General features: G+C 71.1%; 19 protein-coding genes. 4 read left to right on the top strand and 15 right to left on the bottom strand.

Translation table 11 applies throughout. The features are described from left to right. Window positions 1-909: 909 nt before the first annotated feature. On the top strand, window positions 910-2,184 hold the full coding sequence (locus AC5K6T_RS31270) for an NAD(P)/FAD-dependent oxidoreductase (protein WP_493214392.1): 1,275 nt from the start codon (window positions 910-912) through the stop codon (window positions 2,182-2,184). A 178-nt stretch (window positions 2,185-2,362) separates the two neighbouring features. Here AC5K6T_RS31270 and AC5K6T_RS31265 read toward each other — a convergent pair whose 3' ends face one another. Together AC5K6T_RS31265 and AC5K6T_RS31260 are read right to left on the bottom strand one after the other, a co-directional pair. Next, the gene (locus AC5K6T_RS31265; protein ID WP_493214391.1) at window positions 2,363-2,893 is read right to left on the bottom strand and encodes a DoxX family protein; all 531 of its coding nucleotides are present in this window, start codon (window positions 2,891-2,893) and stop codon (window positions 2,363-2,365) included. Window positions 2,894-3,048: 155 nt separating this feature from the next. Then, complete coding sequence (locus AC5K6T_RS31260) at window positions 3,049-3,945, bottom strand: aromatic prenyltransferase (RefSeq protein ID WP_493214390.1); 897 nt, start codon at window positions 3,943-3,945, stop codon at window positions 3,049-3,051. Window positions 3,946-4,276: 331 nt separating this feature from the next. Here AC5K6T_RS31260 and AC5K6T_RS31255 point away from each other — a divergent pair, with 331 nt between their 5' ends. From AC5K6T_RS31255 to AC5K6T_RS31245, 3 genes are all read left to right on the top strand, one after another. Then, window positions 4,277-5,212 (top strand): aromatic prenyltransferase, encoded by a 936-nt coding sequence (locus AC5K6T_RS31255; protein ID WP_493214389.1) that lies wholly within the window; start codon window positions 4,277-4,279, stop codon window positions 5,210-5,212. 16 nt (window positions 5,213-5,228) lie between these two features. After that, window positions 5,229-6,665 (top strand): DUF6851 domain-containing protein, encoded by a 1,437-nt coding sequence (locus AC5K6T_RS31250; protein ID WP_493214388.1) that lies wholly within the window; start codon window positions 5,229-5,231, stop codon window positions 6,663-6,665. 228 nt (window positions 6,666-6,893) lie between these two features. Then, window positions 6,894-8,474 (top strand): DUF6851 domain-containing protein, encoded by a 1,581-nt coding sequence (locus AC5K6T_RS31245; protein ID WP_493214387.1) that lies wholly within the window; start codon window positions 6,894-6,896, stop codon window positions 8,472-8,474. Window positions 8,475-8,614: 140 nt separating this feature from the next. On the opposite strand, the gene AC5K6T_RS31240 is transcribed toward AC5K6T_RS31245, so the two are convergent. The 13 genes from AC5K6T_RS31240 to AC5K6T_RS31180 all read right to left on the bottom strand — a co-directional run bounded on the left by AC5K6T_RS31240 (window position 8,615) and on the right by AC5K6T_RS31180 (window position 24,761). After that, window positions 8,615-9,289 (bottom strand): TetR/AcrR family transcriptional regulator, encoded by a 675-nt coding sequence (locus AC5K6T_RS31240; protein ID WP_493214386.1) that lies wholly within the window; start codon window positions 9,287-9,289, stop codon window positions 8,615-8,617. Then, window positions 9,286-10,839 (bottom strand): MFS transporter, encoded by a 1,554-nt coding sequence (locus AC5K6T_RS31235; RefSeq protein ID WP_493214385.1) that lies wholly within the window; start codon window positions 10,837-10,839, stop codon window positions 9,286-9,288. Before AC5K6T_RS31235 ends, AC5K6T_RS31240 begins: the two co-directional genes overlap by 4 nt. A gap of 424 nt (window positions 10,840-11,263) precedes the next feature. After that, entirely contained in the window at window positions 11,264-12,652 is a 1,389-nt protein-coding gene (locus AC5K6T_RS31230; protein ID WP_493214384.1) for an MFS transporter, read from the bottom strand. Between the two features lie 34 nt (window positions 12,653-12,686). After that, window positions 12,687-13,709, bottom strand: a complete 1,023-nt coding sequence (locus tag AC5K6T_RS31225) for a 2-oxoacid:ferredoxin oxidoreductase subunit beta (protein WP_493214383.1) — start codon at window positions 13,707-13,709, stop codon at window positions 12,687-12,689. Next, a complete protein-coding gene (locus AC5K6T_RS31220; RefSeq protein ID WP_493214382.1) occupies window positions 13,699-15,585 on the bottom strand; it encodes a 2-oxoacid:acceptor oxidoreductase subunit alpha in 1,887 nt (628 codons plus the stop codon). The genes AC5K6T_RS31225 and AC5K6T_RS31220 overlap by 11 nt, the downstream gene beginning before the upstream one ends. 121 nt (window positions 15,586-15,706) lie before the next feature. Continuing rightward, window positions 15,707-16,987, bottom strand: a complete 1,281-nt coding sequence (locus AC5K6T_RS31215; protein WP_493214381.1) for a cation:proton antiporter — start codon at window positions 16,985-16,987, stop codon at window positions 15,707-15,709. 72 nt (window positions 16,988-17,059) lie between these two features. Continuing rightward, entirely contained in the window at window positions 17,060-17,824 is a 765-nt protein-coding gene (locus AC5K6T_RS31210) for a helix-turn-helix transcriptional regulator (protein ID WP_493214380.1), read from the bottom strand. 63 nt (window positions 17,825-17,887) lie between these two features. After that, a complete protein-coding gene (locus AC5K6T_RS31205) occupies window positions 17,888-18,961 on the bottom strand; it encodes a polyprenyl synthetase family protein (protein ID WP_493214379.1) in 1,074 nt (357 codons plus the stop codon). 220 nt (window positions 18,962-19,181) lie between these two features. Further along, window positions 19,182-20,768, bottom strand: a complete 1,587-nt coding sequence (locus AC5K6T_RS31200; RefSeq protein WP_493214378.1) for a class I adenylate-forming enzyme family protein — start codon at window positions 20,766-20,768, stop codon at window positions 19,182-19,184. A gap of 330 nt (window positions 20,769-21,098) precedes the next feature. Further along, on the bottom strand, window positions 21,099-22,247 hold the full coding sequence (locus tag AC5K6T_RS31195) for a DegT/DnrJ/EryC1/StrS family aminotransferase (protein ID WP_493214398.1): 1,149 nt from the start codon (window positions 22,245-22,247) through the stop codon (window positions 21,099-21,101). 14 nt (window positions 22,248-22,261) lie between these two features. Then, a complete protein-coding gene (locus AC5K6T_RS31190) occupies window positions 22,262-22,822 on the bottom strand; it encodes a cupin domain-containing protein (RefSeq protein ID WP_493214377.1) in 561 nt (186 codons plus the stop codon). Between the two features lie 31 nt (window positions 22,823-22,853). Then, the gene (locus AC5K6T_RS31185; RefSeq protein ID WP_493214376.1) at window positions 22,854-23,870 is read right to left on the bottom strand and encodes a type III polyketide synthase; all 1,017 of its coding nucleotides are present in this window, start codon (window positions 23,868-23,870) and stop codon (window positions 22,854-22,856) included. A 534-nt stretch (window positions 23,871-24,404) separates the two neighbouring features. Then, window positions 24,405-24,761 carry a DUF3099 domain-containing protein gene (locus AC5K6T_RS31180; RefSeq protein WP_493214375.1) on the bottom strand — a complete coding sequence of 119 codons (357 nt, stop codon included), beginning with the start codon at window positions 24,759-24,761 and terminating at the stop codon, window positions 24,405-24,407. Window positions 24,762-25,068: the final 307 nt, after the last annotated feature.

Genomic DNA, 25,068 nt, shown 5'->3' with positions numbered 1-25,068 from the left:
GCACCCGCAACCCGGCGGCTCCGCCACCGGACCGGCCCACTCCGTGGCCCGGAAGCAGGATCGCTCCGCGATCCTGCACCGGAGTCCCGCTCCACTGACACCGAACCATCCAGCAACCAGCGGGTGAGGCGGGAGCGTTTGATGTCTCGTCACTGAAAAGTGACGAGACATCAAACGCGTCGAGTTCTCGGAAACACTTGATCATTCCCCCACCGGACACTGCCGGCAGATACATCCCACCCCTGCCACACGGTGCACGGAAGCCCACACCCCGCGGAAGCCCACACCCCGCGGGCGCTCCGCGCCCGCCCTCCCGACAACTCCCCCACCAAACCAGACCACACACCCCCCCCAACTCCCAAGAAACACCTCCACACTGACAGCCAAACAGAACCAAACCAACCAACCACACACCCACCTGCCCCCAACAGCCCCAACCGACTACACCCCAAAACCAACCCCCACCACACAAACCAACACCAATGGAGGATCCACGCCACCCCACCCCAGACCCTCACACCCAAACTGACCCAAAACCTCCAAACCGTGGCGTGCCGGATCTCGGTGGGCGGGTGCGTCTGCCGGTCGCCTTCGTTCTCCTGATGCCTTGTCGGGCCGACGGCATCCGCTCGCGGCCGGCACCGCGATTTCCCGGGACGCCTGATCGCCTGTCACCTCGTGTCCGCGCGAGCGCACTGCCGGAGGGAAATCGGGCGGCCTCGGTCCGCTGTCTCCAGGTCGGCTCCGGCGGGGCTCTTTTCGTGGTCCAGGGGCCGGCCGAGGTGGGTTCGGGTTCGGGTGGAGGGCTTTTCGGCTTGAGCAATCTGGGCGATGACATCGGGGGATTCGCGGCTGCATTCTGGTCGTTGAAACGTGTTCTGTGTGGTCGGGACTGGGGAAGGTTCTTTCATGTCGTCTGCTCTCTTCGGGGTCTCTGGCGATTTCGATGTCATCGTCATCGGCGGCGGGCCCGCCGGTGCGACCACGGCCGCGCTGCTCTCCAAGCGCGGGCACCGTGTTCTCGTGCTCGACCGGGAGCGTTTCCCCCGGTACCACGTCGGGGAGTCGCTGATTCCCGGTGTGATGGTTCCGATGGAGGAACTCGGCCTCAAGGAGCGCATGGAGGCGAAGGGGTTCGAGCGGAAGTACGGCGGCACCCTGGTGTGGGGCAACAACGAGGTTCCGTGGAACTTCTCGTTCACCACGGGGGGTCGTATTCCCTACGCGTTCCACACGCGGCGGGCCGATCTGGACGCGCTGATCCTGGACCGGGCGCGTGAGCTGGGTGCCTTCGTCGTGGAGGACGCGACGGTGAAGGACACGATCGAGGAGGACGGGCGGGTCGTCGGTGTCCGCTACGCGCTGCGCGGGCTGAACGGCACGCACGAGGCCCGTGCCCGCCTGGTGGTGGACGCCTCGGGGCAGGCTCGGGTGGTGGGCCGGAAGTACTCCGAGGTCAACTGGAACGACCAGCTGCGCAACGTGGCGGTGTGGACGTACTTCGACAACTGCCACCGGCTGCCGGGCGACGAGTGGAGCAACATCCTGATCGAGGGGACCCAGGACGGCTGGTTCTGGGGCATCCCGATCGACAAGGGGGTCTTCAGCGTCGGCTACGTGACGCGGTCGGCGCTGGCGACGGAGTCGGACAAGTCGCTGGAGGATCTCTTCCGGTCCGAGATCCAGCAGACCACCAAGCTCAAGGACCTGCTGCGGGACGCGACGCAGGCCGCGGGGTACCGGTCCGCGCGGGACTGGTCGTACACCAACGAGCACTTCCACGGCAACGGCTGGGTCCTGGTCGGCGACGCCGCCGCCTTCGTCGACCCGCTGTTCTCGACCGGTGTGGCGCTCGCGACCCTGGCGGCCAGCACGCTGTCCAAGGTCGTCGACAAGATACTGAGCCACCCGGAGATCGAGGAGAAGGCCCTCGACCGGTACTCCGCGGCGTACCAGGACTTCTTCCACGACATCCGCCGGTTCGTGGAGGGCTTCTACGACCGCTCCAAGACCAAGGGCTTCTACTTCAACATGGCCCAGGACATGATCGACCCGGACAGGAAGAACGACGCCGAGGTCGACTTCGTGAAGCTGATCTCCGGGCTGAGCGGGCGTGAGGGCGGCCTGTTCGAGCTGAACGTCGACGACCTCATCGAGGGCGCCGGCGCCCGCGCCGCGGACTGAGGCCGCGCGGCCGTTCACCGGGCTCCCGGTGGGGGCGGGTTCCTCCGGGAGCCGCCCCCACCGGGAGCCCTTCCGTTGCCGGAAGGGCTCCCGGTGGGAGCCGCCGGGTGCCGACGTGCCTGTGCGGCTGCCGGTCCCTTCGCGGGGGCCGGCAGCCGCACAGGCGGGTCGGGGTGGTTCAGCTCGCCCGGTCGGGGGTCCGTACCGGCCGGGGGCGCAGCTGCGTGGGTTCCAGAACGGTCAGGGCCGGGCCCGCGGGTGTCTTCCGTTTCTTCCTCGCGTGCCCGGCGATGGTGAGGGCCGCCGCCACGATGATCAGGTTCTTGAGGATGTACTGGCCTTCGAGTGTTCCGATGCAGAAGGATTCCCAGGTCGTCTTCGGGAACATGAAGAGCGGGGTGAAGGTTCCCGCCATGTGGCCGAGGAGGACGATGATGGTCAGTGTGGGCAGCATTCCACTGACGAGGAGGAGTCCGATGAAGGTTTCGAGGGTTCCGGTCAGGGTGGTCGCGACCGTTCCCTCGATGACTCCGAAGGTCAGTTTCGCCACCGTCTCGGAGGCCAGTGGCTCCGCCGGGCTCATTCCTGGAAAGAGCTTCGGCACTCCGAACCACAGGTAGATGATTCCGATGGATATTCGGAGTGCCGTGATGCCGAACGTGGCGCCGAGGCTCTCTAAGGAACGGGCGATCCGTCCGTAGGTGCGCATTTTTCATCCCCCCGGGGTGTCTCATTTCCGGCTGAAAACAAAATGAGATTGTCAGGTTCAGCACAAGGCCGGGTGGAGGGGCACCAGGGCGGTGGTGCCGTACGGCCGGAGGGAGGTCGCGCGGGTGCTGCCCGGGTGTTTCCGCCCGGCGCCGGTCAGTCCGCGGGCAGCAGGACCCTCGCCTCCAGGGAGCCCTCGGAGAGCTGGTAGTAGGTCTGGAGCTTGAAGTACTCGCCGCCGGCGTACGACGCCACGTTGTAGAGGCCCTGGACGGGACCGGGGTAGGTGTGCGGGACGTTCGTGGCGAACTTCCCGACGCCGGGGTCGACCTCGATGCGGTCCGGCAGCGCCGCGGCGTCCGGGACCATGGTGGCGAAGGTGATGCGCTGGATCTTCGAGGACTCCCAGTCCAGGGTGGTGTAGATGCCGACGGCCTGGGCGGCGAGCTTCAGCATGCGTGCGCTCGGCTCGGGCAGGTCCAGGTCGCGCAGCATCGCGCGGACGGTGTCCGGTTCGCGGCACTCGGCGGGGAACTGGAGGAAGTAGACGTTCACGGTCCGGCTGGGGTAGTCGATGCCGATCATGCTGTTCTTGTCGTCCAGGCCGTAGCGCGCGTAGAAGTCCAGGTTCTCGGAGAGGCTGCGCGGCATGGACGGCAGGGCGGCGACCTTGGACAGCTTCTGCAGGTCGTTGACCGGGAGGAAGGTCCAGGTCTTCTTGAAGCCGCCGATCACGCCGAAGTCGACGCCGTGGGCGGTGACCGGGATGTTCTCCTGGACCTCTTCGAGCAGCCGGCCGACGGGGTGGTCGGTGGGCTCGGCGATGCCCTGCGACACCGCGTAGAGGTAGGGGTTGACGTCCCCGGGCAGCGCCGTGAAGCGGCAGTCGAGGTCCTCGGTGCCGCGTGTGGTCACGCGGAAGGCGACGACGACCTTCTCCAGGTCGTACGCGGACAGGATCGGCGCGACCTTGTCACGCGAGGGGGATATGTCCAGCAGTCCGGCGGTTTCCTCGATGGCGGTGTAGAGACCTTCCGTGCCTGCGCTGGTCATTCGTCCTCCAGTTTCCTTTGAGCTGCACGTCTTGTGAATGAGGCGGTCGGCCGGGTATTTGTTGTCCACCCGTTCATTCGTCAGATGCCGGCGCGTGCCGGTGGATTCGACGGATGCGGGAGTCTCGACCGAATTGCCGAGGGTCAGGGCCGACGGGCATGGCACGTCCCATTTTCGCCACTCCGTGAAGTGTCGACGCCGAGCACTCCGCGTGTCAAGGCCGTCCAAATGCTTAGCGCATTTCGAGTGGCCCTCTAGTGGTGACTGATAACGTGGCGACGCAGTATTTCACGTGGAAACCTCGCTCGACGTCGATCGCTTGGAGTTTTTGATGTCCGAAGGCATAGGAGCAGAAGAGCTGTACTCGGCCATCGAGGAATCAGCTCGCCTGGTCGATGCGCCTTTTTCACGTGACAAGGTGTGGCCGGTCCTGTCGGCATTCGAGGACGGGTTCTCGGAGCACGGGGGCGTGATATTCAGCCTCCAGGCGGGCGAGCGGGTGGCGGAGCTCGAGTACTCGGTCCAGGTCTCCCCCGGGATCGAGGACCCCTACGGCCGCGCGCTGGAGAACGGGTTCTTCACGGAGACGGAGCATCCCGTCCGTGCCCTGCTCGCCGAGCTGCTGGCCCTGGTGCCGAGCAGCGAGCACTACATCGACTGCGGGATCGTCGGCGGCTTCAAGAAGATCTACGCGAACTTCCCGCACGCTCCGCAGAAGGTGTCCGGGCTGGCCGGCATCCCCTCCATGCCGAGTGCGGTGAGCGAGAACCTGGAGTTCTTCGCCCGTCACGGTCTCGAGGATGTGGCGCTGGTGGGTGCCGACTGCAGGAACAGGACGGTGAACCTCTACTTCCAGCTGCCCGCCGGTATCGCGGGAAACCTCGACCCGAAGACCGTACTGGCCGTGCTCCGGGAAACCGGTATGAGCGAGCCGAGCGAGGAGATGCTGGCGTACGCCGGGCGCGCCTACCGGGTCTACGCGACGCTCAGCTGGGACTCCTCGAAGATCCTGCGGATCGCGTTCGCCCCGCTGCCGCGGCGGAGCATCGATCCGGCGGAACTCCCCGCCCGGCTGGAGCCCAGGATCACGCGGTTCATGCAGGACACCCCGCACCGGTACGCCGGTGCCCTCATCAACGCCACCGCGGCCAAGTGGTCGCCCGAGAAGGAAGTCCTCGACCTCGCGTCGTACCACCGGATCTCTCCTTTGCACCTGAAGGCCATCGAAGGGCAGAAGACGGCCCTGGACCGCGGCGCTCTCTCATGAAGAAAGGCCTCACTCTGTGACGACTTCCGGTCGCGCCCAGCAGATACCCTTCGACTTCGACAACGGGAACTTCATCCGGGATCTGATCACCACGCACGGCGGCGGGGGCTATCCCCCGGCAGACGCGATGGCTCCCGGGGACGTGTCCACCTACACGTGGCTCACCCATCTGCTCCAGACGTCCTGGTTCGACGCGCTGGCGCCCTACCATCCGACCGCGGTCGGTCTGTACGCGCGGATCCCGCGCCGTCCCGCCGGGGAGTCCGCGACCAACCGGAACAAGAACATCGCCGGCCTGCACGCGCTGTACCAGGTGGTCAAGGCGGTGTTCGAGGAGCGGGCGCCGGTGATCCGGCAGGCGATGACCGCACTGGGCCTGGACCCCGACGACGAGTCGGAGGACCTGACCACGGCGGTGGGCATCGGCAACACCGCGGGCCGGTCCGTGGTGGCGGCCCGCGCGCACGACGGCATGAACGTGCTCGGTGACCGGGGCCGCAGGTACCACGGCCTGCCCTACGAGGACTACACCGGCTACCGGCCGGTGAACTCGGCCGACGAGCTGGCGGACCCCGCGCGCTGGCAGCCGGCGGCCGAGCCGCACCGCCGGCGCGTCGACGGCGGCCCCGGTGACAAGGGCGTGTTCACCGTCCAGCGGTTCGCCACCCCTCAGCTGGGGCTGGTGGCGCCTCAGACGTACAAGGACCCGGGCGAGTTCGAGCTCGGCGCGCCCGGGCATCTCGCCGCCGGGGACGCGGAGGCGTACCGGGGCGCGGTGGACGAGGTGCTGGCGGCGTCGGCCGGGCTGACCGACGAGCAGAAGGTGAAGGCGGAGTTCTTCGAGCACACCCCGCTGTCGGTGACGCTGTCGCCGCGGGCCGCGGCCATGGCCCACGACCTGGATCTGGACGGCTGGGTGCAGCTGTTCCTGGTGACGTCGGTGGCCCGCTTCGACAGTCTGATCGCCGCCTGGCACCACAAGCGCGCCCATGACGCGGTGCGGCCGTTCAGCGCCGTACGGCACGTGTACGGGGACGGCGTGGTGCCGGGCTGGGGCGGGCCCGGCAGGGGGACGGTCGAGGACCTGCCCGCCGCGGAGTGGGCCGGCTATCTCCCGGTGGGCAACCACCCGGAGTTCCCGTCCGCCTTCACCACCCTGTGCGCGGCCCAGGCGCAGGCGGCCCGGAGCTTCCTCGGCGACGACGTGCTGGAGTGGACGCACACCTTCCCGGCCGGCTCGACGCAGCGGGAGCCGGGCGTGGTCCCGGCCGCGGAGCTGGAGCTGAGCTGGGCCACCTGGAGCGACTTCGAGCGGGACTGCGCCGAGAGCCGGGTGTGGGCCGGTGCGCACTTCAGGAACACCGTCGAGACGTCCCTGGCGTTCGGCGCCCAGTTCGGCGACCTGGCGCACGCGTTCGTCCGGCGGCACATCAGCGGCGACGTCGAGCACTGACCCGCCTCCGGGGCGGCGGGTGCCCGCACGGCCGCCTGCCGTCGCGTGGCCGCCCGCGCGGCTGCCGCCCGTACCGGGCTTCGCCCCGTCGCGGTCCGGTCCTCTCAGGGCCCGGCCGTCCGGGGAGACGCCGTCCTCTCCGGGTCCCGTCCCGTGCGGGTCCCTCTTCTCCGAGCCCGACACCTGTCACCTGTGCATCATTTCCCTGCAAAGGACAAGGAACAGCCCATGACGACGTCCGGACGTTCTCCTGTCTCCGTCTTCGCTCCCCAACGCAGAACGCTGCTGTTCGGCGGTCTGGGTGGGGCCGCGACCGCCGCGCTGGCCGCCACGCTGGGTTCCGGCAGCGCGGCCGCCGCGGACGAGAGCGCCAAGGCACTCAAGATCGACTTCGACCTCGACCGCGACAACTACGTCAAGTGGGCGCAGCCCAGCGACGAGCAGGCGGGCCAGTCGCCCAGCCTGGAGATCGTCGGTCCGATGGACGTGACCGTCTTCCTGTGGACCAACCGGCTGACGATGATCGCGGCGTTCGACGCGCTGGCGCCCTACCACGAGACCGCGAAGGGCATCTACTCGCGGATTCCACGCCGGCCGTCCGGTGAGTCGACGACCAACCGGAACATGAACATCGCGGCCATCCACGCCCAGATGGCCATGTGGAAGCGGATCCTGCCGAGCAACGTGGAGCGGCTGCGGGCGCTGATGATCGCGCTCGGCCTGGACCCCGACGACGAGTCGGAGAACCTGTCCAGCCCGGTCGGCATCGGCAACGTCGCCGCCAAGGCGGTGTGGGAGGCGCTGAAGAACGACGGCATGAACTTCCTCGGCTACGAGGGCCGCACGTACAACCCCAAGCCGTGGTCGGACTACACCGGCTACCGGCCGGTGAACACTCCCTTCCGGCTGCGGCACCCCTCGCGCTGGCAGCCGCAGCTCCAGCCGCACAACGGGCGGCGGGCCGGCGGCGGCCACGGTGACATGGGCATCTACGTCACCCAGCACTTCGTCACTCCGCAGGCCCGGCTGGTCAAGCCGCACATCTTCAAGAGCGTGCACCAGTTCCACGTCGCTCCGCCGCACCACAGCGACCACACCCGGCCGCGCGCCTACAAGCGGTCGGTCGACGAGGTCCTGGAGGTGTCGGCCACGCTGACCGACGAGCGCAAGGCGCTCGCGGAGATCATGGAGAACAAGCTCTGGGGCATCGGCCACTCGTCCATCGTCATCGCGCGCAAGTACGACCAGGACGACCGGATGGGCGTGCACGGCTGGGCGCACTGGATGCTCCAGCACATCCTGGCGACCTTCGACCCGCTGATCGCCGCCTGGCACCAGAAGACCAAGTACGACGCGGTGCGGCCGGTGAGCGCGATCCAGCACGTGTACGGCAGGAGCAAGGTGACCTCCTGGGGCGGGCCGGGCATGGGCACGGTGCACGACATGCCGGCCAACGAGTGGAGCAGCTATCTGCCGGTGGGCGACCACCCCGAGTACCCGTCGGGCTCGACGACGCTGTGCGCGTCGACGTCGCAGACGGCGCGGCGCTTCTTCGGCTCCGACGAGCTGGACTGGACGATCCACTACCCGGCCGGGTCGACGCTGATCGAGCCGGGGCACACTCCGGCCAGGGATCTGACGCTGCACTTCGACACGTGGACCGACTTCACCCGGAACTGCGCCAACAGCCGGGTGTGGGGCGGTGTGCACTTCCAGAAGACGGTGGAACGGTCCATCGGGTTCGGTGAGCAGTTCGGCGATCTGGCGCACGAGTTCATGCAGCGCCACGTCCGCGGCGAGGTCGACTGACGGTGAGGGCCGCCGTCCGGGGCCGGTGCTGAACGGCTCCGGGCGGCGGTGCGGGAACGAGGCCGGCCGGGCACCTGTGGTTCACAGGTGCCCGGCCGGAGGTCTGCTCCCGGTGGGGCGCCGGCCCCGCCGGGAGCGGGTCAGGCGCCGCTGTCGGCGGTGCCGGCCGGGCGGCCGACCTCGCCGGGGTGTTCCAGGACGGTCAGGGCGCGTTCGATCATCTCCACCAGGTCGACGTCCTCGCTGTGGTCGCCCCACAGCACCTGGTGGAAGCCGCCGGTGACGGCGCCGACCAGGACGCGCAGTTCGAGGTCGTCGGCGGGCCGGCCGGCCCGTTCGGCGAGCACTTCGCTCGCGGCCTCGATCATCCTGTCCTGGGTCTCGCCGACCAGGGCCCGCACGGCGGGCACCTGGCGTACGAGTGCGCGTCGCCACCGGTACTCCGCGCTGAAGTCCCCGGCGATCCCTCGCACCATCTCCGTCAGCGCCTTGCGCAGGGCGACCAGGGGCGGCTCGTCGGCCGGCCGGTCGCGCAGGAGGGCGATGCTGGACTGGGCGTAGTCGTCGGTGAGGACGATGTGCTCTTTGGTCGGGAAGTAGCGGAAGACGGTGCTGGGCGAGACCTCGGCGGTCGCCGCGATCTGCTCGATGGTGGTGTTGTCGTACCCTCGCTCGTCGATCAGCCGACGGGCGGCCTCTCGGATGGCCTGGCGCGTGCGCAGCTTCTTGCGTTCGCGCAGGCCGAGACCGGTTTCGGCGACGGTGACCGCCGGTGGTGTCGGTGCGCTGGACGTGGCGGAGGGCATAGGGCTCATTGTCGCGCACCGTCCACGGGTGCGGACACCGGCTCGGCGGCCGGCGTCTCGTCGGAGGCCGCCTCGGCGGGCTTCGCCAGGCGGCTGTCGGGCAGCTTGAAGGCGGCGAGGGCGGCGGCGGCGAGACCGGCGATGCCGCAGATCAGCAGCACCGTGCTCATGCCGTGGACGAAGGCGGACTCGGCGGACCGGGCCAGTTCCGGCAGGTTGAGCCGGGCGGCGACGGCCTGGGCGGCCACCACGGACTCCTCGGCCGCGTCGGCGGCCTGGGCGGGCACGCCGTCGGTGTCGAGGCGGTCGGTGAAGGCCGCGTTGAGGATGCTGCCGAGGAGGGCGATGCCGATGGCTCCGCCGACCTGGCGCAGCGTGGTGTTCAGGCCGCTGCCGGTGCCTTCCTTGCCCTTGGGCAGGGTGGCGAGGGCGCTGTCGAGGGCCGGCACCATGACGAGGCTGACGCCGAGGCCGGTGAGGGTCATCCACAGGGCGGTGAAGCCGTAGCCGGTGTCGGTGTCGGTGGTGGAGCCGAGGAACATCGCCCCGGACATGATGACCAGGCCGGCGACGACCAGGGGCCGGGTGCCGAGCTTGGCGGTCAGCGGCGGCACGATCTTCGCGACGACGATCATGCCGGCCATGAGCGGCATCAGCCGCACGCCGGTGCCGAAGGCGTCGTTGCCCTGGATGACCTGGAGGTACTGCGGCAGCACGAACATCAGGCCCATGAACGTGAACATGCCGAGGATGAGGAAGGTGGTGTTCCAGCGGAAGGAGGTGTTCTTCAGCAGCTCCAGGTCCACCATCGGGCGGGGCCGGCGCCGCTCGCGCAGCACGAGGGCGGTCAGCATCAGCGCGCCGCCGACGAGGGAGGCGAGGATGACCGGGTCGCTCCAGCCTTCCGCGGGTGCCTCGATGACGCCGTAGACGAGGGCGCCGAGGCCGAGCATGCCGAGGACGGTGCTGACGATGTCGACGTTCGGGGACGACGGGTCGCGGGTCTCGGGGAGCAGCAGGACGCAGGCGAGGATGCCGATGGCGACCAGCGGGATGTTGATGACGAAGACCGAGCCCCACCAGAAGTGTTCGAGCAGCCAGCCGCTGATGAGGGGCCCGAGGGGCAGGCCGATCGAGACACCCATGGTGATGATCGCGATCGCCTTGGTCTGCTCCTCGCCCTTGAACAGGGTCGGGATGACGGACAGCGTGAGCGGCATGATCAGCGCGGCGCCGAGACCCATGACGGTGCGGGCGCCGATGAGTGCGGTCGGGGTGTCGACGAAGGTGCCGATGATGGAGCCGCCGAGGAAGATCACGAGTCCGGTGATCAGCAGCTTGCGGCGGCCGAAACGGTCGCCGAGGAAGCCCGCGGGGAGCATCGCGGCGGCGTAGACGACGGCGTACGAGTCGACGATCCACTGCAGTTCGCCCGTGGAGGCGCCGGTGTCGGCGGCCAGGGTGGGCAGGGCGACGTTGAGGATCGTCGTGTCGAAGCCGATGACGAGCACGCTGATCGTGAGACCGACCAGCGCCAACCAGCGATTTTTGACAGCCATAAGGAAATGGTAGCAGCTTTCACTTGATAGTGAGTAGAGGGTTCCGGTGGGGCGCGGCAGGCCGCGGACCTGCGGGGATCTCGAATGGCATGGCCATGACAACTCTGCACCGGGGGCGACCCCGGCCCGGCCGAGAGGGTGGGGGCGTGATCGGAAACGCCGCGTCCCGTCGCTCCGCGTGCGGGCACGGACAGGCGCGCCCGCCGACGGGGGAAGGGTCCGGCGGGCGCGCCACCCAGGGGCTTGCGGACGTCATCGTAGAAGCGACGGGCCGTCAGGTCCCGCGTGCACCGGGGAACGTCGAGTCCGGCTGGACACGGTCGCGAGCGGGCGGCACGCCGGATCGTCCGGCCCGGCGTGCCGCATCGGCGGCGTCGCGCACGCCGAGCGCCGCGCACGACGGGGGGCGGCCCGGCGGGTGCCGTCACGGGCGTTCGGAGACCAGGCCGGGGAGCGGTCGCGGCGCGGGGTGGGACGGCCCGGACTGCCGTTCCTGTGCCCGGGAGGGCAGCGCCAGCGTGGCCAGCAGGGCCACGGCGACCGGCCCGGCCAGCACCAGCAGGACCGCTGTCAGCGACCAGCCCGCGCCGACCATGAGGCCGCCGAGCACACCTCCGGCCAGCGGTCCCGCCTTGCCCGCACTGTTCGCCCAGCTCACGGCCGTGGCGCGGGCGGCCTGCGGGTAGGCGACCGCGGTGATCGCCTGGAGCGCGGAGGTGGCGGCCGGCAGGCAGAGCCCGAGCAGGAACGCCGTCAGGAGCAGCCCGGCGAAGTGACCGGCCGCCAGCGCGGCCGCCGCCAGGCCGAGGGCGGTCAGCGCCCACAGGGCCGCCAGCACCCGGAACCGGTCGAACCGCTTGAGCACGAAGGACACCGAGAGCTGTCCGAGCAGACCGCCCCACCCGAACGCGGCGACCGACACCGCGGCCCTGGCCTCCGTCAGGCCCGTGTTCTCGGCCAGCTCGGGCAGATAGGTGACGATCACGAACGCGACTCCCTGCCCCAGGAAGAAGCACAGCCAGAGCAGGACGGTCATCCGGAGCAGGCCCCGGGACAGCACGACCCTCGGGCCGGGCCGGGCGCTCCTGCGCGCCGCGCTCCGCTCCCAGTCCACCCGGGACAGGTCCCCGTCCGGAACGGCGGCAGCCAGGGCGCCGCGCAGCTCCTCCCGCGGCCGCCCGCGGGCGGCGAGCACGGCGAGGGACTCCGGAACGACCCGCACGATCGCCGGGATCAGCACCAGCGGCACGATCCCGCACACGACCAGCAGCGTCTCCCAGCCGAAGGCGGGGACGAGCACCGCGGCGAGAAGCCCGCCGAGGGTGGTGCCGGCCGTCACCCCGGCGAAGGCCAGGGCGACCATCTGGACCCGGCGCCGGGCGGGCATCCAGTCCGCCACGAGAGCCATCACGGTCGGCAGCACCGCACCGAGCCCCAGACAGGCCACGGTGCGCAGCCCGGTGAACGGGCCGATGCCGCCGGTGAATCCCATGGCGGCCGTGCCCACGCCGAAGCCGGCGGTGCCCACGAGGGTGACGAGCCTGCGCCCGTAGCGGTCGGCGAGCGGCCCGGCCACCACACCGCCGAGGATCATCGCCAGGACTCCCAGCGCCACGGTCGCCGTCACGGCCCTGCCGTCGATGCCCCAGTCCTCCTTGAGCCTCGGGTAGACGAAGGCGGCGACGGTGGTGTCCATCCCCTCGGCCACCATCGTGAGCAGGCCCACCGCCACGATCAGCCGCTGCCGACGGCCCATCGGACGCTGGTCGATGAACTCCTGCGGACTCGGTCTCGCCGTGGCGTCCGTACTCATGGGCGGTGGCCCCTTTCCTCTGCGGCTGTGCGGGTCACGCGACGGTCCAGGTGTCGTCGCCGGTGAGCAGGGCGGCCAGCCGGCCCCTGCCGTTCTGTGCGACGGCCGTGTCGAGCTGCTCGGCCATGCGGGTGTCGTAGACCGGCCGCTCCACCGAGCGCAGCACGCCGATCGGCGTGTGGTGCAGGGTGTCGGGGTCGGCCAGCCTCGACAGGGAGAAGGCCGTGGCCGGAGACGGGGCATGGGCGTCGTGCACCAGGATCCGGGGCCGGTTGTCCTCGGTGACCGCGACGACCTCCAGGTCGCCGGTGGCCGGATTCCGCACGACGCCCTGGGCGAGGCCGGTGCCGAAGCGGATCGGCTGCCCGTGTTCGAGGCGGATGACCGCGTCCTCGGCGGACCGCTTGTCCTTGAGCGCGTCGAAGGCGCCGTCGTTGAAGATGTTGCAGTTCTGGTAGATCTCGACCAGGGCCGTGCCCGGGTGGGCGGCGGCCCGGCGCAGCACGTCGGTGAGGTGCTTGCGGTCGGAGTCGATCGTGCGTGCCACGAAGGACGCCTCCGCGCCGAGGGCCAGGGACACCGGGTTGAAGGGCGAGTCCAGCGAGCCCATCGGGGTCGACTTGGTGATCTTGCCGACCTCGGAGGTCGGCGAGTACTGGCCCTTGGTGAGTCCGTAGATCCGGTTGTTGAACAGCAGGATCTTGACGTTCACATTGCGGCGCAGGGCGTGGATGAGGTGGTTGCCGCCGATGGACAGCGCGTCGCCGTCGCCGGTGACGACCCACACGCTCAGGTCCTGGCGGGACACGGCGAGGCCGGTGGCGATGGCGGGGGCGCGGCCGTGGATGGAGTGCATCCCGTAGGTGTTCAGGTAGTACGGGAAGCGGGAGGAGCAGCCGATCCCGGAGACGAAGACGATGTTCTCGCGGGGGACGCCGAGTCCGGGCAGGAAGCCCTGGACGGCGGCGAGGACGGCGTAGTCGCCGCAGCCCGGGCACCAGCGCACCTCCTGGTCGGACTTGAAGTCCTTGGGCTGAAGGCGGAGTTCAGTGGTCATGGAGGGTCGCTCCCAGTGTGTGCGCGAGCTGCTCTTCCTTGAACGGCATGCCGTTGACCTGTGTGAAGGGCTGGACGTCGACCAGGAACCGGGCGCGCAGCAGCGTCGACAGCTGGCCGAGGTTCATCTCGGGGACGACGACGCGGTCGTAGCGCGCCAGGATCTCGCCGAGGTTGCCGGGGAACGGGTTGAGGTGGCGCAGGTGCGCCTGCGCGATCTGCCGCCCGGCGGCGCGCAGCCGTCGCACCGCCGCGGTGATGGGCCCGTAGGTGGAACCCCAGCCCAGGACCAGTGTTCTCGCACCGTGCGGGTCGTCGACCTCCAGGTCGTCGACCTCGATGCCGTCGATCTTGGCCTGGCGGGTGCGGACCATGAAGTCGTGGTTGGCCGGGTCGTAGGAGATGTGGCCGGTGCCGTCCTGCTTCTCGATGCCGCCGACGCGGTGCTCCAGCCCCGGGGTGCCCGGGACCGCCCACGGCCTGGCCAGGGTCTGCGGGTCTCGTTTGTAGGGGAGGAAGACCTCCCTGCCGTCCTCGGTGGTGTGGTTGGGGCCGTCGGCGAAGCGCACCCGCAGGTCGGGCAGTTCACCGGGCTCCGGGATGCGCCAGGGCTCGCGGCCGTTGGCGAGGTAGCCGTCGGAGAGCAGGAACACCGGGGTGCGGTAGGCCAGCGCGATCCGCGCGGCCTCGATCGCGGCGTCGAAGCAGTCCGCCGCGGTGCGCGGGGCGATCACCGGCACCGGCGCCTCGCCGTTGCGGCCGTACATCGCCTGCAGCAGGTCCGCCTGCTCGGTCTTGGTCGGCAGCCCGGTCGAGGGCCCGCCGCGCTGGATGTCCACGACCAGCAGCGGCAGCTCCAGCGACACCGCCAGGCCGATGGTCTCCGACTTCAGCGCCACACCCGGCCCCGACGTCGTCGTCACCGCCAGCGACCCGCCGAACGCCGCGCCCAGGGCGGCGCCGATGCCGGCGATCTCGTCCTCCGCCTGGAAGGTCCGCACGCCGAAGTTCTTGTGCCGGCTCAGCTCGTGGAGGATGTCCGAGGCCGGGGTGATCGGGTACGAGCCGAGGAACAGCGGCAGATCCGCCTGGTGCGAGGCCGCGACGAGGCCGAACGCCAGCGCGAGGTTCCCCGAGATGTTGCGGTAGACGCCGGCCGGGAAGGCCTTCGCGGCGGGGGCGACCTCGTAGGAGACGGCGAAGTCCTCGGTGGTCTCGCCGAAGTTCCAGCCCGCGCGGAACGCGGCGAGGTTGGCCTCGGCGATCTGCGGCCTCTCGGCGAACTTCGTCCGCAGGAACTTCTCCGTGCCTTCCGTCGGGCGGTGGTACATCCACGACAGGAGGCCGAGGGCGAACATGTTCTTGCTCCGCTCGGCCTCCTTGCGGGTGAGGTCGAGGTCCTTCAGTGCCTCCGCCGTCAGCGTGGTCAGAGGCACGGGATGCACGCGGAAGCCGGCCAGCGAGCCGTCCTCCAGCGGGCTGCCGTCGTAGCCGGCCTTCCGCAACGCCCGTCCGGTGAACTCGTCCTTGTCGACGATGATCTCCGCGCCGCGCGGCAGATCGCCGGTGTTCGCCTTCAGTGCGGCCGGATTCATCGCCACCAGGACGTCCGGTGCGTCCCCCGGGGTGAGGATGTCGTGATCGGCGAAGTGCAGCTGGAAGGACGACACCCCGGGCAGGGTCCCGGCAGGGGCGCGGATCTCGGCGGGGAAGTCCGGCAGCGTCGACAGGTCGTTCCCGAACGACGCCGTCTCCGAGGTGAAGCGGTCACCGGTGAGCTGCATGCCGTCACCCGAATCCCCCGCGAACCGGATCACCACCCGGTCCAGACGCTGCACGGTCCCGGTGTCGGGCCGGGTTGGGTTTGAGCCGGGCATGAAGACTCCTCGGAGGAAGACTCTGCGGAACGGGGGAACGGGCATCGCCAGGACGGGGACCGCCAGGACGGGCATCCCCAGGACGGGCATCCCCGGGACGGGGACAGCGGCAACGGGAAGGTCAGGCGGCGGTGGTGCGGACGGTCTTGGGCTCGGCCGGCGGTTCGGGGGCGCCCGGCGGCGTCCCGGTGCCGTCGGCCCGGGGCCGGCCCAGGATCCGGTTGAGCAGCGGCCCTGTCATGGCGGTGGTGAGCACGGCCATGACGACCATGAGCGAGTAGAGGTCCCGGCCGAGAAAGCCGAGCTGCAGGCCCACGTTCAGCACGATCAGCTCGGTGAGGCCGCGGGTGTTCATCAAGGTGGCCAGCGCGGCGGACTGACGGGCCGGCATCCGGTTCAGCCGGGCGGCGGCGAACGCGCCGAGGAACTTGCCGCCGACGGCGACGAGCAGGATCAGCGCCAGTGCGCCCAGCGCGCCGGCGTCCAACGCCGACAGGTCGACCTGGAGGCCGGAGACCAGGAAGAACACCGGCAGCAGCAGGGTGCCGGTCAGCGCCCAGAGCCGGTCGTGCAGCTGGGTGCGCAGCTGCTCGGTGCGGGTGCGCGGAAGGATCGCGCCGAAGAGGAAGGCACCGAAGATGTAGTGCAGTCCCATCCACTCGGTGGCGGCGGCGGACAGCAGCAGGCCCGCGAGGACGCAGGCGAACACGGTCGGGGTGAGCCGGAGTCCGGGCCGGCGGGCGGCGTGGCGGCGCAGCAGCGGGCGCAGGACGAGGAACATGCCCAGCAGGTAGGGGGCGGCGAGCAGGATGCGCCACTGGCCGGCGGTGGCCGAGCCGCTGACGGCGACCACGGCGGCGAGCAGGGCCCAGGCGAGGACGTCTCCGATGGCGGCGCAGGCCACGGCCATGGCGCCGAGCGGGGTGTGGGTCATCTGCCGGTCGGTGAGGATGCGGGCCAGCACCGGGAACGCGGTGATGGCCATGGCGATGCCCATGAAGAGCATGAACGCCGTGCGGTGCGGGGTGCCGTAGTCGTCGGCGAGGTGGAGGGCGAGGAGCGTCCCGAGGCCGAAGGGCACGACGATGGAGCTGACGGAGACGCTCGCGGCGAGGCCTCCGTTGCCGCGGACGAGCGCGCCGTCGACCTCCAGGCCGACCATGAACATGAAGACTGTGACGCCGACCGTCGCCAGGGCGCCGAGCAGGGGTCTGGTGGCGGCGGGGAACAGGGCGTCGGAGATCGCCCCGTCCAGAAGCGTGGGTCCCAGGGCGACGCCGGCGAGGACCTCGCCCGTGACCGCGGGCTGGCCGAGGCGCCGGGCGAGGATGCCGAGCAGGCGTGCCAGCAGCACGACGGCGGCCAGGCCGAGGAGGAGGGACGTGGTCTGATGTGTGTTCATGCCTTCGGTCTCCGGAGGCCGGGTGTCTCCGCTGGTCCGGCGAGGGTGCCTGAGGCCGGCCGGGGAGGCGGGTCAGGCCGCCAGCGGCTGCGGGGCGAGGTCCAGCAGCGCGGAGAGGATCGGCGGGCGGGTCCAGTCCATGGGGGACAGGGTGATGTCGAGCGGGTGACCGCCGTCGCCCTCGACCCGGACCGGTCCCACGGTGGCCATCAGCAGGCAGTGGTCAGAGCCGGAGGTGTCGGCGGGGCCCCGGCCCCGGGCGACGGCGTGGATGTACCAGGTGCCCCGGGGCACGCGGGTGAGGGTGAAGCGGCCGGGCGCGGTGGCGCTGCTCCAGGAGGCGGGGACGCCTTGCAGGATGGCGCCGTCGAAGGCACCCACGTAGGCGGTGGCGAGGTCGGCCCCCGGGGTGTGCAGGACGCCGGTGACGGAGCCGGCCGGCCGGGCCCGGGGCAGCGGTACGACGGTGGCGGGGACGCTCCCTGACGGTACGGGGTCGCGGGGCTCGGCCCGGGTGGCGAGGGAGAGCCTGCGGTACTGGGTGGGGGAGAGTCCGACGGACTCGGTGAAGCGGCGGGTGAAGCTGCCGGTGCTGCTGTAGCCGACCCGGGCCGAGATCTCGGCGACGTTGAGGGAGGTGCTCAGCAGCAGGCGTTTGGCCTCCTGCAGCCGTACGGCGGTCAGGAAGCGCCCCGGGGTGACGCCGGTGACACGGGTGAAGACCCGCAGGAAGTGGTACTTGCTGACCGTCACGCTGCGCGCGAGGTCGTCCAGGGTGAGGGGCTCCCAGAAGCGTTCTCGGATGAGGGTGACGGCGTGCTGTACTAAGTGCTCCATGAAGGGCGCTCCTGGTCGCGGTGTTTCGTCCAGTGCCGCCGCCGCAGGGTGTGAAGAGCCGGTTCAGTGGGTCCGGTAGGTGACGCGCAGGGCCATGTCGGCGAGTGCGGTGCGCCAGGCCGGGGCGAGGGGCGCGCCGGCGATGGCCTTGCGGCCGCGCTCGACGAGGTCGGCTATGTGGCGTTCGACGTCCTCGGGGACGCCGGTGTCCAGCAGGCGGCGGCGCACCTCGTCGGGGGTGTGGCCGGGCTCGGTCATCAGGGTGCGGACGCGTGCGTCGCGCTGCATCGCCCAGCCCAGCAGCAGGGTCATCTTGTGCTGGCTGAAGTCGAGTCCGGCGGGTTTGCCGGTCTCGGCGGAGTCGCCGAAGGCGTCCAGCAGGTCGTCGCGGAGCTGGAAGGCCTCGCCGACGGCCTCACCGTACTCCGTGAAGGCGGCGGCCAGGTCGGGGCGTCCGGCGGCGTCGGCGCCCATGACGAGGGGCCGGTGGATGGTGTAGCGGCCGGACTTGATGAGGGCGATCAGACGGGAGAGGCGGGGGTCGACGGAGAACTCGGCGGCGGCGGTGACGTCCAGGCACTGGCCGATGTGGACCTCGGAGCGCAGCCGGTGCCACTCGGCGCGGAGCCCGGCGGGGGCCTCGGACATCAGTTCGTCCGAGTAGACCAGGGCCAGGTCGCCGATGAGGATGGCCATGCCCTCGCCGTAGCGGCGGGCCTCGCCGCGCCAGTCGCTGGTGCCGTGGTGGTCGGCGTAGGCGGTGTGCATGGTCGGCCTGCCGCGCCGCCGGGTGGAGTTGTCGATGACGTCGTCGTGGATGAGCGCGGCGACGTGCAGCATCTCCAGACCGGCGGCGGCCGCCACGATGCCCGGGTCGCCCGGGTCGCCGCCGGCGGCGAGGTAGCCGGTGACGCAGAAGGCGGGGCGGATGCGTTTGCCGCCCGAGGTGACCAGGTCGGACAGGGTGTCGAGGACGGTGCCCGCCCGTTCGTCGACGTCGGCGTGGCGGGTGCGCTCGGCGGCGAGGAACGAGCGCAGCCGGTGCTCCACGCGCTGCAGCAGGTCGTCGGTGATACGGCGCACGGAGGCGGTCGTCTCCTGGCCGGGGGCCAGCCGGGAGGTCACGTCGGTGGTCACTGCGTATCTCCTTGGGCGGGGCGTGTGAGCAGAGGGGCCGGTGCGTGGTCGGCGGCGCGGACGGCCCGGCCCTTCCGGCCGCGGGGGCCGGTGGAGGCTCTGCCGCCATTGAAGGGGCGCGCGGTGGGGTCCGCCTGGAGTGTGTGCCGAGCGGCCCGCCGCGCAACGGCGCCGAGGGAGGGCCCGGTGCGGGGCCCTCCCTCGGCGCGGCCGGCGGGCGTCAGGCCGACTGGTGGAGCTGCTCCTCGAAGCGCCGGGCCAGCGCCAGGCGCTGCACCTTCAGGGTGGCGGTGCGGGGCAGTTCGGCCTGCGGGATCTGGACCGGGTCGGCGAGCTGGGGGAACGCGGCGACGGCGGCGCGCCAGCGGTCGGGGTCCAGGGGCTGGTCGTCGACGGTGCAGATGACCGGGACGGGTTCGGCGTTGGGGCCCTGGACCACGACGAGTTCGCTCAGTTCGCCGAGCTTGCTCAGGACGACGTCCTCGACCTCCAGGGAGCTGCGCACCCCGGGGATCATGTCGACCTCGCGGTCGAGCATGTGCAGACAGCCGAACCGGGTGCGGTAGCCCACGTCGCCGGTGCGCCACCAGTCGCCGTCACGGTTGGTGTCGTAGCGCTCCTGCTCGCCGTAGTACGTCTTCGCCAGGCCGTCCCAGGCGACCTCGATGAAGCCGGGGTTCTGCTCGGAGGGGGTGTGGCCGTCGCGGCTGACGACGCGGACCCGGGCCGCGCCGTGGGGCATGGCCCAGCCGACGCACCGGCCGTTGGCCTTGTGCGCGGTGCGTCGGAAGTAGGCGCGGCCGACGGCGGGGCCGACCTCGCTCTGGCCGTAGATCTGGAAGAACAGCGCTCCGCGGCGGTTGGAGGCGTTCAGCAGGCGGCTCATCGTGCGGGGGTGGATGGCGTCGAAGGTGCTGCTGAAGACCTTCACGGAGCCGAACGGCATGCGCGGGTCGTCGGCGAGGTCCTCCCACTCCATCAGGGAGTTGGGCAGGGCCTCGATGAAGACCGGCCGGTGCCTGAGGAGCTGTTCCGCGACGTCGGCGGGGTCCGACTCGCGCATGAGCAGGACCGGGTACTCCTTCAGCAGGGCCAGGGACATGGCCGCGACCATCCGGGAGTGCACGAAGGGCACGTGGATGGCGACGGTCTCCTTCCCGCGCATCAGCGACAGCAGGCGCCACTGCGGTACGAGGCGGATGCCCTGGGTGCGGGGGGTGTGCACGACGAGCTTGGGGATGCCGGTGGTGCCGGAGGTGTGGGTGATGACGGCCGCCTCGTCGATGGGGCGGACGACGGGCCTGACCCGCGGCGATCCGGCGAGGCCGGCGAGGTGGACGGCGCCCGGGCGCTCCCCGTGGGAGCTGATCACGCGGGTGGTGAGGTCCGCCAGCGGGATGCCGGCGAGCAGGTCGAGCCTGCTGCCGTCGCTGAGCAGGGTGGGGCGGCCGACGCGCTGGAGAAGGACGGCGACGGTCTCGGCGTCCAGGTGCGGCGAGAGGTTGACCACCACGCCGCCGATGCGGGAGACCGCGGCGGCGAGCATCCAGTGGTCGGCGTTGGCGGTCTTGAAGATGACGACGCGTTCGTCGGGCCGGACCCCGGCCGCCCACAGGCGGGCCGCCAGGTCGTCGACGTGCTCGGCGTACTGGGCCACCGTCAGCCGCCGTCCCGCTTCGGGCAGGACGTCCAGGTCGTGGTCCAGGGTGATCGGCGTGGACGGGTTCACGGCCGCGGCCATCTCCGGCAGGAGTCCGATGTGGAGACCGCGCTTCTGTATCGATGAGTAGACGGTGGAGCCCTTCATGGGGTCTGTCTCCTTTGGGCGCGCTGCGTGGTCGTCGGCGCGGGTGCGGGTTCCGTGGCCGGGCGGGCAGCCGTCCCGCGGCGTTGCGGGGCGGTGCGTCCGGAGCGTACGAACCGCGTCTCAAGTACCGCTGGAATCCGGGCGAAGCCCGCGGTGGGGGCCCGCAGCGGCGGCCGGTCGCGGTGCGCGTACGGGGCGGGGCGGGCGCGCCCCGTACGCGGAGCGCCCCGTGCCCCGTGCCCTGTGCGGGACGGCGCGTACGGCATGGCGCGTACGGCGCTGCGCGTGGGCGCTGCGCGTGGGCGCTGCGGGTCTGTACGGGGCGCGGTGTCAGGCGGCGCTGCGGGTGGACGTGGCGTGGGTGCGCACGGCGGCGCGGACGGCTTCCGCGACGCGTTCGACCTGGCTCATGGTCAGCTCGGCGTGCATGGGTATGCCGAGGTTGCGCCGGAACAGGTCGGCCGAGACGGGGCAGTCCTGCTTCGCCCCGAAGGCGGGCTGGAGGTGGCTCGCCCAGGTGCCGTGCAGGCAGCCGATGCCCTGGGCGCGCAGGTCGGCGGCGACGCCGGCGCGGTTGACGGCCGGGTCCAGCGTCACCAGGTAGGACTGCCAGGCGTGGGTGCGGTCGGCCGGTACGTACGGGGTGGCCAGGAGCTCCTCGTCGGCGAAGAGCTCGGCGTAGCGGGCGGCGACGGCGCGGCGGCGCTCCAGGAGTTCCTCGATCCGGCCGAGCTGGACCTGGAGGATCGCGGCGGCGATGTCGGACAGCTTGAAGTTGTAGCCGATCTCGGTGAACTGCGGGATCGGCATGTCGATGACCTGCGCCTGGTCGTAGATGCTGCCGATGCCGAACGAGGACAGCCGGCGGGCGGCCGCGCCGACGGCGGGGTCGGTGGCGATCAGGGCGCCGCCCTCTCCGCTGGTGGCGCCCTTGCGGCCGTGGAAGGACAGACAGGCGACCTCGGCGAGGGCGCCGGCCTCGCGGCCCCGGTAGGTCGCGCCGACCGCGCAGGCGGCGTCCTCGACCACGAACAGGCCGTGGCGGTCGGCGATCTGCTGCAGGTCGGCGTAGTCGGCGGGCAGGCCGAGCGTGTCGACGGCGATGATGCCGACGGTGCGCGGGGTGACCAGGGCGGCCACCGCCTCGGGGTCGACGGTGCCGGTGTCGGGGCGTACGTCGGCGAAGACCGGGGTCGCACCGACGTAGCGGACGGCGTGGGCGGGCGCGGGGAAGGTGTAGTCGGCGACGACGACCTCGTCGCCCGGCTTGACGCCGAGGGCGAGCATCGCCAGGTGCAGGGCGGCGCCGCAGTTGCTGACCGCGACCGCGTCACCGGCTGCGTAGCGTTCCTTCAGCCGGGTCTCCAGGGCCTTGCCCCTGGGGCCCTGTCCGGCCGGCCAGCCGGAGGCGAACACCTCGGCGACGGCGGCGAGCTCCTGCTCGCCCAGGCTGGCGTGTACGAGGGGGATCTGGTCCATGGTGCTCATCTCCGTCACGCTCCGTGCTCTGCGGTCGGCTGGGCGGGCAGCAGGTGGGCGGGCGGCTCGTAGCGCAGGGGGGTGATCTGGTGGACGTCGTAGCGTCGGCGCATCTCCTCCACCGCGGCCGCGTCCACGGTCTTGCCGCGCGACCAGATCTCCGCGATCTCCTCGAAGTAGTCCTCGTGGACGGGCGAGGGGTGGCACTGGAAGAGCATCCTGGCCGGCTTGTCGGTGGCGTTGCGGAAGGCGTGCGGGGTGCCGGGCGGGACGAACATGCAGCTGCCCTCACCGGCGCGGATGACGCGGTCGCCCTTGGGGGACTCCCAGTGGTGCCAGCTGTCCGCGGTCCGCTCGACCGGCTCGAAGGCCAGCAGGTCCAGTTCGCCGTCCAGGACGTAGAAGAACTCCTCGGCGTCGCCGTGCACATGCGCGCCGACGTCGAAGCCGGGCGGGACGACGACCTCGAAGACGGACACGGAGGAGCCCATCTCCTTGGTGGCCTTGAAGGTGACTTCCTGGGCCGGGGTGATCAGCTTGCGCCCTGCTCCCGCCGGGACGATGAGATCGGTCATTTCCTTCGCTTTCCGTTGTCCGTCGGCGGGTTCAGACGATGCTGCGCGTGGCGTCCGCCGCCCAGGTGCCGAGGGCCATCTCGGCGGTGATGCCGGGGCCGAAGCCGGCGATGATGCCGGTGGCGCCGGGCTGCGGGGTCTCCTCCTCGAAGAGGCGGCGGGCGGCCTCCAGGACGACGGCGCTGGCGATGTTCCCGTACTCGGTCAGGGTCGACCAGCTGTGCCGGAAGACGTCGCGGTCCACCTCGAGGTACTTGGCGAGGTCGTCGAGGATGCGCGGGCCGCCCGCGTGGATGATGTAGAAGTCGAGGTTGCCGGCGTCCCAGCTGTGGTCCTTGGCCAGTTCGCGCAGCACGGGGGCGAGGGGCTCCATGGTGCCGGGCACGCGGCGGTCCAGCTGGAAGTGGAAGCCGGTGTCCCTGACGGCGTAGGAGATCCACTCCTCGGTGTCCGGGATGAGGTAGGAGGCGTTGCGCTCCAGCTCGATGCCGGTGCCGCCGATGTCGCGCACCACGGCGGCGGCGACCGCGTCGCCGAACAGGCCGTCGGAGAGCAGCGAGCCGATGTCGTCGGCGGTGGGCTGGTAGCACAGGGAGCACAGCTCGCAGGACACGATGAGGACGTTGCTGCCGGGGTGGGCCATGCAGAAGTCGTGGGCGCGGTTGACGGCCGCGCCGCCGGCCGCGCAGCCCAGCTGGGCGATGGGGATCTGGCGGGTGTCGGAGCGCAGGCCCATCTTGTTGATCAGCCAGGCGGTCAGCGACGGCATGAGGAAGCCGGTGCACGACACGTAGATGACGGCGTCGATGTCCCGGGCCGCCACGTCGGCGTTCTTCAGGGCCTCTTCGATGACGCCGGGGGTCCACTTCTTGGACTCGGCCTCGTAGATGCGGTTGCGCTCGGTCAGCCCCGGGTGCTCCAGGGTCTTCTCGATGGGCTGCACGATGTGCCGCTTCTGCACCCCGGTGTTGCGGATCAGGCGGAGTGCCAGCGGCAGCTGGGGCTTTCCGGCGTGGACTCTCTCGGCGAACTCCAGAGTCTCCTCCATGGTGATGATGTGTTCCGGCGCATGCACCGCGGGCTTGCAGAGCCTAGGCATCCTGGATTCCACTTTCTGTAGAGTCGCCTGGTGTGAAGGGCCTTTCGCGCACTCCGGCGCCGCCCGGTCCGCTGTCGGCCGGGAGACGGGTCGTTCGGGCGCAGCACGGTGCACCCCGTGGGGCGGCCTGGTGACGGCGGCTCCGCGGGGTGCACGGTGGTGTCGGGGTACAGGGCGCAGGGCGGCATGGCTCGGGGCCGTCGGCCGCACCGGCCGTCGGCGGGTGGGCGCGGCCGTGGCCGGCCGGCTCGACGGTGTGCGGGGCCTGTACGCGGAAACCCTGCTACGAGGCGGCTTGGACGAGATCGCCCGAAGAGCCGCGAGCGAGAGGCGCCACCGCCTGGAGTCGGCGGTTTTCGGGCAGGGAAGGCGTGCAGAAATAGTGACACGCCTGGCGTCGCGCCGCCAAGAGAACGCAGAAGTGACCTGGATCACGCCCGCGGGGGCCGGGGAGCGGGTCGGCCCGCGCGGCGAAGTGGCTTGTCAGACGGCGGAGTTGCGTTCCGGGGGCAGGATTTGGGTGGGCTCCAGGACGACGCGGGTGGTCTGCTCCGCCCGGACCGGTGCCAGGGCGGGGCGGGTGCCGCGCTGCTGCCGCCAGCCGGCCTGGGCGGCCACCACGGCGAGGTAGGGGATGAGCGCCGCGCCGACCAGGGCGCCGACGGCGACGACGGGCCAGCGGCTCCAGGTGGCGGCCATCAGCACCACGCAGGCGGTGCGCACCAGCATCGCCATCAGGTAGCGGCGCTGACGGGCCCGCAGGTCCTGCGTGAGGCCGGTGCGCGCCCGGGTGATGGACTCGGCCCGGGGGGTGTCCCGGCGCCAGGGGGTTGTGCTCATCGGGCCTCCGTGGACGGACGTTCGGCCGCGCCGCGGACGCGGCGCGCGCTGACGGGTGGGGAGGTCGGGGGGAGGTCGGGGGGAACGGGCCGGGGCGGGTGCGGGCGGCGACGCCGCGGTGCGGCCTCGCGGGTGCGGTACGGGCGCGGTACGGGCCCTGCGGGGCGGCTCGGACGGTGCGGGCGCGGTACGGGCCGACGGGTGCGGGGGAAGGCGGTGGGGGCGGTGGGGGCGGTGGGGGCGGGACATGCGGCGGCGCGGGTGACCGTCCCCTGATCACCCGCGCCGCCGCCGACTCGGTCTCGTG

Source organism: Streptomyces sp. B8-7 (assembly GCF_058833805.1).
This window is presented reverse-complemented; position numbering and strand designations above follow the sequence as displayed.